11 protein-coding genes are annotated in these 8870 nt (G+C 67.1%); 10 read left to right on the top strand and 1 reads right to left on the bottom strand.

Going from position 1 to position 8870, the window contains the following annotated elements:
• Positions 1-144: 144 nt before the first annotated feature.
• Positions 145-795: an envelope integrity protein Cei gene (gene cei, locus AC2VOK_RS11900; RefSeq protein WP_428900642.1), complete on the top strand. Its 651-nt coding sequence runs from the start codon at positions 145-147 to the stop codon at positions 793-795.
• A gap of 9 nt (positions 796-804) precedes the next feature.
• Here the strand turns inward: cei and AC2VOK_RS11905 are convergent, their stop codons facing one another.
• Complete coding sequence (locus tag AC2VOK_RS11905; protein ID WP_428900643.1) at positions 805-1671, bottom strand: inositol monophosphatase family protein; 867 nt, start codon at positions 1669-1671, stop codon at positions 805-807.
• A gap of 109 nt (positions 1672-1780) precedes the next feature.
• On the opposite strand from AC2VOK_RS11905, the gene ppgK reads away from it, so the two are divergent.
• From ppgK to AC2VOK_RS11950, 9 genes are all read left to right on the top strand, one after another.
• Positions 1781-2590: a polyphosphate--glucose phosphotransferase gene (ppgK, locus tag AC2VOK_RS11910; protein ID WP_428900644.1), complete on the top strand. Its 810-nt coding sequence runs from the start codon at positions 1781-1783 to the stop codon at positions 2588-2590.
• A gap of 174 nt (positions 2591-2764) precedes the next feature.
• Complete coding sequence (locus tag AC2VOK_RS11915; RefSeq protein ID WP_428900645.1) at positions 2765-4297, top strand: RNA polymerase sigma factor; 1533 nt, start codon at positions 2765-2767, stop codon at positions 4295-4297.
• A 91-nt stretch (positions 4298-4388) separates the two neighbouring features.
• Positions 4389-5297 carry a tyrosine-type recombinase/integrase gene (locus AC2VOK_RS11920; RefSeq protein WP_428900646.1) on the top strand — a complete coding sequence of 303 codons (909 nt, stop codon included), beginning with the start codon at positions 4389-4391 and terminating at the stop codon, positions 5295-5297.
• Positions 5294-5818, top strand: coding sequence for a hypothetical protein (locus tag AC2VOK_RS11925; protein WP_428900647.1), 525 nt, complete (start codon positions 5294-5296; stop codon positions 5816-5818). Before AC2VOK_RS11920 ends, AC2VOK_RS11925 begins: the two co-directional genes overlap by 4 nt.
• Positions 5819-6205: 387 nt before the next feature.
• The gene (locus AC2VOK_RS11930) at positions 6206-6577 is read left to right on the top strand and encodes a DUF2742 domain-containing protein (protein WP_428900648.1); all 372 of its coding nucleotides are present in this window, start codon (positions 6206-6208) and stop codon (positions 6575-6577) included.
• Positions 6574-8022, top strand: a complete 1449-nt coding sequence (locus tag AC2VOK_RS11935) for a DUF3631 domain-containing protein (protein WP_428900649.1) — start codon at positions 6574-6576, stop codon at positions 8020-8022. The genes AC2VOK_RS11930 and AC2VOK_RS11935 overlap by 4 nt, the downstream gene beginning before the upstream one ends.
• Positions 8019-8285 carry a hypothetical protein gene (locus tag AC2VOK_RS11940; protein WP_428900650.1) on the top strand — a complete coding sequence of 89 codons (267 nt, stop codon included), beginning with the start codon at positions 8019-8021 and terminating at the stop codon, positions 8283-8285. The genes AC2VOK_RS11935 and AC2VOK_RS11940 overlap by 4 nt, the downstream gene beginning before the upstream one ends.
• A complete protein-coding gene (locus AC2VOK_RS11945; protein ID WP_428900651.1) occupies positions 8282-8593 on the top strand; it encodes a hypothetical protein in 312 nt (103 codons plus the stop codon). The genes AC2VOK_RS11940 and AC2VOK_RS11945 overlap by 4 nt, the downstream gene beginning before the upstream one ends.
• Positions 8590-8724, top strand: coding sequence for a hypothetical protein (locus tag AC2VOK_RS11950; RefSeq protein WP_428900652.1), 135 nt, complete (start codon positions 8590-8592; stop codon positions 8722-8724). Before AC2VOK_RS11945 ends, AC2VOK_RS11950 begins: the two co-directional genes overlap by 4 nt.
• Positions 8725-8870 lie beyond the last annotated feature (146 nt).

Genomic DNA, 8870 nt, shown 5'->3' on the forward strand with positions numbered 1-8870 from the left:
CGCTTTGTACCAGCGTCGAACGCATCCACCAAACTATTCGTGCCCAAATCTCGACCCGTTAATGCGTGATTTGCGTCACAGTCGAAACTGAGTCTTGCGTTCGGCCTCAAATTAGTGTGATCAGCGAGCGACTAGAGTGCACCTGTGGTCGCACAAATCACAGAGGGTACAGCGTTCGACAAGCACGGTCGGCCATTTCGGCGCCGCAACCCTCGACCGGCCATCGTGGTGCTCGTGCTGATGATCGTCGCGACCGGCGTGGCATGGACCGTGGCGCTGACGCGACCCGTCAAAGTGCACGAAGCCGAGGCGTGTAATCCGCCGCCCCAGCCGCCCGGGTCGGCTCGCCCGCAACTCGGCGAGCAGGTTTCGCGCACGGCCATGATGGACGTGTCACCGGCCAAGCTCGCCGACACCAAGGTGCGGGTTCTCAATGCCAGCGGTCGGGGCGGCCAAGCCGCCGACGTCGCCGGCGCGATGAAGGACTTGGGCTTCGCGCAGCCGACCGCCGCCAACGACCCGATCTACGCCGGCACGCGGCTGAACTGCCAGGGCCAGATCCGTTTCGGCACTGCCGGACAAGCCACCGCCGCGGCGGTATGGCTGGTGGCGCCGTGCACGGAACTGTTCAACGACAACCGCGCCGACGACTCCGTCGACCTCGCGGTGGGCACCGACTTCGGCACGCTGGCGCACAACGACGACATCGACACCGTGCTGGCCAGCCTGCGCCCCGGCGCCACCGAGCCGTCGGATCCCATGCTGCTGCAGAAGGTCCACGCCAGCAGTTGCTGAGTGCGCGGCTCAGTCCAGGATCGGGTCCAGCCCGTTGACCCGCTCCAGGGCCGCGATCAGTTCCTCGGCAATCCCGGGCGCGGCGGCCAGCACCAGGCCCGCCCCGTCGATGCCGCGGGGCGGCAACACCACCTGAGCCCCGGCCTCAGCCGCAATCAACCCGCCGGCGGCGCAGTCCCACACCTGCAGGCCGTGCTCGTAATAGGCGTCCAGCTGCCCCGCGGCGACCATACACAGATCCAGGGCCGCCGAGCCGATGCGGCGCACGTCGCGCACCATCGGAAGCATCCTGGCGAGCAGCTCGGCCTGGGCGGCGCGCCGCGTCGCAGAGTATCCAAACCCGGTGCCCAACAACGCCATCGACAAATCATCGACGGCCGTGCACCGCAACGAACGCGACTCGTGCCCGTCGGTGACGTACGCGCCGCGACCGGCCGCCGCCGAGTACACCCGGCCGGCGACGACGTCGGCGACCGCCCCGGCCACCGACGCACCGTCAACCTGGGCGCCGACCGACACGGCGTAGGCGGGGATGCCGTACACGAAGTTCACCGTGCCGTCGATGGGGTCGAGCACCCAGGTGACCGCACCGTCGGGTGCGGCGTCCGCGGCGGGCCCGCCGCACTCCTCCCCGAGGATTGGATCACCGGGACGTAGGCACGCCAACCGATCTCGCAGCAGCCGCTCGGTTTCGGTGTCCACGACGGTGACCGGATCGGTCGGAGTGCTCTTGGAGCGCACCGCGCCGTCGCCGCGGCCACCCGCAGCCGCATCGAACACCTCATCGCGGCGGCGCCGCACGAACGCGGCGGCCTCGGTGACCAGCGTCTGGGCTACCGAGCGCAACTGGGCAGGGTCGTCGTCGGTTCCCGTCACCACTCCATCGCATCACAATCGCCACGACCGCGCCGAAGCGGCAGCTCGCGTCGCCGCCAAGCTAAGGTGAGCCGGACAACCCCCCACCTCTCCCCGCCGAGGAGACTCGATGACCAGCACCGACTCACCTGGCCCCACGACGGTCGCCGGTGTGACGCTACGTCGTGGATTCGGCGTCGACGTCGGTGGCAGCGGCATCAAAGGCGGCATCGTCGACATGGACACCGGGCTGTTGGTCGGCGACCGGATCAAAGTGCCGACCCCCCAGCCGGCCACGCCGGCAGCTGTCGCCAAAGCCATCGCCGAGGTCGTGGACGGATTCGGATGGACGGGTCCGCTCGGGGTGACCTACCCGGGCGTGGTCACCCACGGCGTCGTCCAGACCGCGGCCAACGTCGACAAGTCCTGGATAGGCGCCAACGCCCGCGACATCATCAGCGCCGAACTGAACGGTCAGGACGTGACGATCGTCAACGATGCCGACGCGGCCGGACTCGCCGAGGAGCACTACGGGGCGGGCAAAGGCAACGCCGGACTAGTCGTGCTCCTGACGTTCGGCACCGGGATCGGCTCCGCCCTCATCCACAACGGCACGTTGATACCCAACACCGAGTTCGGCCACCTCGAGGTCGGCGGCAAAGAGGCCGAGCACCGGGCGGCGTCGTCGGTCAAGGAGAAGCACGGCTGGAGCTACGAGAAGTGGGCGAAGCAGGTCACCCGGGTGCTCGTAGCCATCGAGAACGCCATCTGGCCCGACCTGTTCATCGCAGGTGGCGGCATCAGCCGCAAGGCCGACAAGTGGATCCCGCTGCTCGAGAACCGCACCCCGGTGGTGGCCGCGGCCCTGGAGAACACCGCCGGCATCGTGGGCGCCGCCATGGCCGCGGGCGCCACCGTGACGCACGACCTCAAGCACTGAAATGTGCCCGGTCGGGCGGTCCGAGCACCCGGTATCGCTACAATGGCGTTCGGCGGCAGCCCAAAGTCCATTAGCGCAGCGACGCTGATATCCGACGCCGACATTCGACATAGCAGACACTTTCGGTTCAGGATGCCCAGAGCGCCGAAAGTGAATCCGACCGAAGGGGTGTACGTGGCAGCGACCAAACCCAGCACCGAGGAACCGGTGAAGCGCAACGCCACCAAGTCACCAGCGTCACCCACCAAACGGCCGCCGGCGAAGTCCGCCAACGGGACCGCGCCCGCAAAGCGGGCCGGCAAGTCGGCGCCGCGGCACACCAAGTCCGCGGATCACGAAGCCGAGACGGCGGCCGGCGACGACAAGACGACCCGCGCCGCCGCAAAGAGCACCACGCCGAAAACCCGAGTCGCCCGCGGCAGCAAAGCGGTAACCGGGGACTTGCCGGCCGACGCGACCGCCCAGGACACCGGGGAGGAGCTGGACACCGAGCCGGACCTCGTCGACGAGCCGGGCGAGGAGATCGACATCGCCGACCTCGCCCTCGATGACCTCGACGACGAGGCGGTACACGAAGGCGATGACGCCGACCTGGACGCGGGCACCTCCGAGGACGAGGCCCCCGCCCCCGCCCCCGCTTCCGCCGACGCGGCCGTGACGGCTCCCGCCGAAGACGACGAGGAGATCGCCGAGCCGACCGAGACGGACAAGGCGTCCGGCGATTTCGTGTGGGACGAGGACGAATCCGAAGCGTTGCGTCAGGCACGTAAGGACGCCGAACTCACCGCGTCCGCCGACTCGGTTCGCGCCTACCTCAAGCAGATCGGCAAGGTGGCGCTGCTCAACGCCGAGGAAGAGGTCGAGCTGGCCAAACGGATCGAGGCCGGGCTCTACGCCACACAGCTGATGACCGAGATCACCGACCGCGGCGACAAACTGCCCGCAGCCCAGCGCCGAGACATGACATGGATCTGCCGTGACGGCGATCGCGCGAAGAACCACCTCCTGGAAGCCAACCTGCGGTTGGTCGTCTCTCTGGCCAAGCGCTACACCGGCCGCGGCATGGCGTTCCTCGACCTCATCCAGGAAGGCAACCTGGGGCTGATCCGCGCGGTCGAGAAGTTCGACTACACCAAGGGCTACAAGTTCTCCACCTACGCGACGTGGTGGATCCGCCAGGCCATCACCCGCGCCATGGCCGACCAGGCCCGCACCATCCGCATCCCCGTGCACATGGTCGAGGTGATCAACAAGCTGGGCCGCATCCAGCGCGAGCTGCTCCAGGACCTGGGCCGCGAGCCCACTCCCGAGGAGCTGGCCAAGGAAATGGACATCACCCCGGAGAAGGTGCTCGAGATCCAGCAGTACGCCCGCGAGCCGATCTCGCTGGACCAGACCATCGGAGACGAGGGCGACAGCCAGCTGGGCGATTTCATCGAGGACAGCGAGGCCGTGGTGGCCGTCGACGCGGTGTCGTTCACCTTGCTGCAGGACCAGCTGCAGTCGGTGCTCGAGACCCTGTCGGAGCGCGAGGCCGGCGTGGTACGGCTGCGCTTCGGGCTCACCGACGGCCAGCCCCGCACTCTCGACGAGATCGGGCAGGTCTACGGGGTGACCCGCGAGCGTATTCGCCAGATCGAGTCCAAGACGATGTCAAAGCTGCGCCACCCCAGCCGTTCCCAGGTGCTGCGCGACTACCTGGACTGAGCGACACTCCCGATTACTGTGCTGACCAGCGGATTTGTTGGCCAGTTCCGAAATAGTAGACATGTACAGCGCTACCAGTCAAGATATCAGCGTGGCGCGTCGCAAACCTCCGGCTCTCGACCTGGCCGCGTTGTTGCCGTCCTGGGAGCTGGCGCTGCGCGCCGAGCGCAAGTCGCCGCAGACCATCAAGAGCTACGGCGACGGCGTGCGGGCGTTCCTGCGCTGGTGTGAGAACAATCACCACTCCCCCGCCCTGGACCGCGATCTAGTGAAGGGCTTCGTGGCCGATCTGCTCGACGCCGGGGCCGAGCCCGCGACCGCGCGGGCCCGCCAGCTCGGGGTGCGTCGGTTCTCGGCATGGCTCGAAGAGGAGGGCGAGATCGACACCGATCCCCTGCTCGGCCTCAAGGCCCCCAAGCTCGACGCCAAGGTCACCGAGTCGCTGACCGAGGACGAGCTGCGCCGGCTGATCAAGGCGTGCGCCGGTAAGGAGTTCCGGGACCGCCGCGACGAGGCGATCATCCGCCTGATGGCCGAAACGGGGATGCGCGCCGGAGAGGTCACCGGCTTGACGGTGCCCGACGTTGACCTCAACCGCGGCATCGTGACCGTGCGCCGCGGCAAGGGCGGCAAGGGCCGCATCGCGCCATTCGGGGACCAGACGGCCCGGGCGATCGACCGTTACCTACGCGCCCGGCGCACCCACCGCCTCGCCGATACCGATGCGCTCTGGCTCGGCGACCGCGGCAAGAACCTCGAGTACTACGGCCTCCATTCGGCACTGAAGTACCGCGCGCAGCTGGCCGAGCTGCCCAACTTCCACCCACACCTGTTGCGGCACACCGCGGCCTCGCGCTGGCTGGCCGCCGGCGGCTCCGAGGGTGGCCTGATGGCTGTGGCCGGGTGGTCGACACGCGACATGATCGACCGGTACACCCGGGCCACTGCGGCCGAGCGCGCGGCCGCCGAAGCCCGTGGGTTAAACCTGGGGGACGTGTGAGCAGTCACCACAGTTACGGCTACCCGATCACAGTCAGCGTCGCCACGCGGCGCGGCCACGGAAAGGGTAGACACGGACGCCGCAAACTGCACAGCTTCGCGCCCGCATTCCCGGAAGTAGACGGCCCGGGCAAGTGGCGCCCCGAGACGCCACTCACTCTCAAGCAATTCGACGAGGCCCACCGAGTAGCCGGGGGCACTAAGACTAGCCCCATCCTCGACCTAACGCCGCTTCACGCCCAGCGCGAGGGTGCACTCGGCTTAAGCACAGATGAGCCGCTGAGTAAGAAAAGCGTTCATCTCGCCGCGGGTGTAGACCTCTCCGGCACCACACTTGCCGTCATTCTCGAAGCACTAGAAAGCGCTGAACAGTTCACGGTCGACATCGACGACATCAAAGGCGTCGTCTCACAGCTTGGCCACCGAATCGCGTGCTTTACATCGTTAGACGACGACGGGCGCCGACACGCCGAACGTGCGCTGTACGCCGAGATCGTTCGGCGCTGTACTACACTGACCTAAGCCCAACGTGGCTTATGTGCCGGACGAGAGTTAATCCGGCCCGACACCAACTTTCCGGTGGCGGCATCATCGGCGGTCCTCACGGACCTGCCTATCTCTGCATGGAGAAAAGATGCCGCTCACGGCAGCAGAGCGTTCTTTACGCGGCCAAATAGCAGTCCACGAATCATGGGCACGCACCGAAAATCGTTCCGCTCGAACAGCTCCCGCGCGTAAGGCCGCGCTCGACAGGTTTGAGCGGATGGTCGACCCCGATGGGGAACTCACGCCCGAGGAGCGGGCGCGGCGCGCCGAGCACGCCCGCAAAGCGCATTTCAAAAGACTTGCACTGAAGTCGGCTAAGGCGCGGCGCCGTAGGACCGAGCTGGGCGGCGGTGACGCGGCCTAATGACCCAAAACGAAAGCCGCCCGAAGGCGGCTCCCGTATCCCGTTGTGATTCCAACCTTACCGCGTCTCGGGCGGTTTCGTGGTGGTCCGTGCACGAGTTCGTCTCCGCGGTGCTGAACCAAGTCGACGGTTGGCCGATGGCCGGTACGCCGGCCTGGTGCTCGCTGGCCCATGACGACCCGGCGAAGTGGGCCGCCCTGCTCGACGCTGCGCAGCATCATGCCTTGCGGCTGGAACTGAACCAGGAAGGCCGTGCTGACGCCTCGAAGGCTGTATCCAGCGCCGTCGACTGGCCGAAGGTGTCGCAGGAAATCCGACAGCGCAACGACTTCCGCGAGGCTAACGCGTGGACCAAGCGGGTGACGTCATGACCCAGGATCGCTCGGACGAGCTGCGCGAGTGGTATGCCGAAGACGACCCGGACGACGCCGAGCTGCTCGACGACATCGAGTCGTTCGCCGGGCCGTTTCTGGCGCTGCCGACCCCGGATCACTTGACGGTCTTGTGCCTGTGGGCTGCTCACACTTGGTGTGTCGGTGCGTTTTACGTGACACCCCGCCTGGTGCTCGACTCGCCAGAGCCAGGCACTGGCAAAACCCGCGTGTTGGAAGTGCTGGCGCTGCTCTGTTGCAACGCGAAGTTGACCTTATCGACGACTACGGCCGCTTTGTATCGTCGGATTGCGGCGGCCGACGACAACCCGCCCACTGTCCTGCAGGACGAGGCCGACGCGATATGGAGTCGCACGAGCAGCCCACAAGCTGAAGATTTGCGGGCTCTTTTCAACGCCGGCTACAAACGCGGCGCGACGGTTGACCGCTGTGAAGGCGACTCCAAGAACATGAAGGTGGTGGAGTTCCCAGTTTTCGCTCCGGTCGCTTTGGCGGGCCTGGCCGGGAAGATGCCCAGGACCATCCTCGACCGAGCGGCCGCGGTGTTCCATATGCGCCGGCGTGCACCCGATGAGCACGTTGCCGAATTTCGTGAGCGTGACGCCGCCGTCGCCGCTGCGCCGTTGCGCGACCGCATGCAGCGCTGGGGCGCCGCCAATTTCGACGCACTGGCGGCGGCCAGGCCCGCCATGCCCGAAGGGGTGCGAGACCGGCCCGCTGAATGCTGGGAATCGTTGCTGGCGATTGCCGACGCGGCCGGCAATGGTTGGCCCGAGCGGGCCCGCGCGGCCTGTCGCTACTTCGTGCTCGACAGCGACCCTGACGAGTTGTCATTCGGCGTGCGCCTGCTGCGCGACGCGCGGACTGTGTTCGGTGAGCGCGACCGGATGTTCTCGACCGACCTTGTGGCCGGGCTGACCGCCGACGACGAATCGGAGTGGTCTGACCTCTGGGGCAAGCCCCTCGACCAGAAGCGCCTAGCAAAGGAATTGAAGCGCTACGGCGTGCGGTCCAACACCATCCGCATCGGCGAACGGCGCGCTAAGGGGTACCAGGTCGACGGCGACGATGGACTTCGGCAGGCGTGGCACCGATACCTACCCGACGCTCCTGTGCGTGACAACCGTGACAACCGTGACATTGCAGGTCAGCGCGTCACGGATAGATCCAACGCGCGTGACAAGCGTGACACATCCGTGACAGCAAAAATGCCCTTTGAACTGCCAGTATCCGATGTTGTCACGGATGTCACGGTTGTCACGGACGAGTCCAGAACGCAAAGCGGAGTCCTGTTCGGCGACGAACCGGAGGGCACCGCCGAGGACCGCCGCTGCGCCTGCGGCAACCGCCTAGTGACCCCCGAAGCGAAGTCCTTCAGCAAATGCAAACCGTGCAGGGACAAGGCGATGGCGGCCGAGCGGTGACCGACTACTTCGACCTCCCTGACCGCGCTCGGTGCGTCGGCCTGGGTGACGTCGGGCTCCCCGATTACGCGGCTGCGACCGTCATCGGCTCCGATGGTGCAACACATTTCGTCCTGGCACAGGGCCGCGCACTTGGCGACCCGGACGTTCGCTACGACGCGGAGTGCTGCGACGTGGCGCACGAACAGTCGGGGCCTTTGCCGCTCGAATACATCCGCCGCCTGACGATCAGCCGGCGTCGGCAGCGGACTGAGGGGCCATGACCACCGCGGCGTGGTTCGACCCCGAAGGCGTCGTCAAGCTGCTGGCCAGCGTGTTGGCCGGCGCTCCGAAACTCTCCGACGCCGAATGCAGGGGCCGATTTGACCTGTTCGACGACCGGCGCGGTGACGAGGACGCCGAGGACGCCGAGACTCGGCACCAGCAAGCCGTGCAACTCTGCCACGCCTGCCCGGCCTTGGACGCCTGTACCGCATGGACCGCCCGGCTGCGCGGCCGCCACCGACCCGGCGGCGTCATCGCCGGACAGCTGCCCAAACCATCACGGCCCCGAAAGGAAAAAACCGCATGACCGCTGACTTTCCGTCCTCCTGCCCGGCCTGCGAGAGCCCCGCCGATGCGCGACGCGATCGCTGCGACTGCGGTCGCGTGCATTGCTTCGCCTGCGGCGAGCTGCTCGTGGAGGGCGAGGCGCAGTCGTGAGCGCCGACAGCTCCCGGAAGGGGGCGTGAACGTGAAGTTGTTGGGACGAAAGATGCTCAAGGCGGATGTGCGCCCCTTCACCGGGGATGACCGGCTCGTGCGCCTTGGGATCGGCTACGACGTGTACGTGCTCGACCACAGCGAGG

Source organism: Mycobacterium sp. TH-M116 (genome assembly GCF_057473685.1).

What these genes read in the sequence shown, in the direction of transcription:
- AC2VOK_RS11935 (WP_428900649.1), top strand. Translation starts at nt 6,574, where the DNA reads ATGACCCAGGATCGCTCGGACGAGCTGCGCGAGTGGTATGCCGAAGAC.
- AC2VOK_RS11950 (WP_428900652.1), top strand. Translation starts at nt 8,590, where the DNA reads ATGACCGCTGACTTTCCGTCCTCCTGCCCGGCCTGCGAGAGCCCCGCC.
- ppgK (WP_428900644.1), top strand. Translation starts at nt 1,781, where the DNA reads ATGACCAGCACCGACTCACCTGGCCCCACGACGGTCGCCGGTGTGACG.
- AC2VOK_RS11945 (WP_428900651.1), top strand. Translation starts at nt 8,282, where the DNA reads ATGACCACCGCGGCGTGGTTCGACCCCGAAGGCGTCGTCAAGCTGCTG.
- AC2VOK_RS11930 (WP_428900648.1), top strand. Translation starts at nt 6,206, where the DNA reads ATGACCCAAAACGAAAGCCGCCCGAAGGCGGCTCCCGTATCCCGTTGT.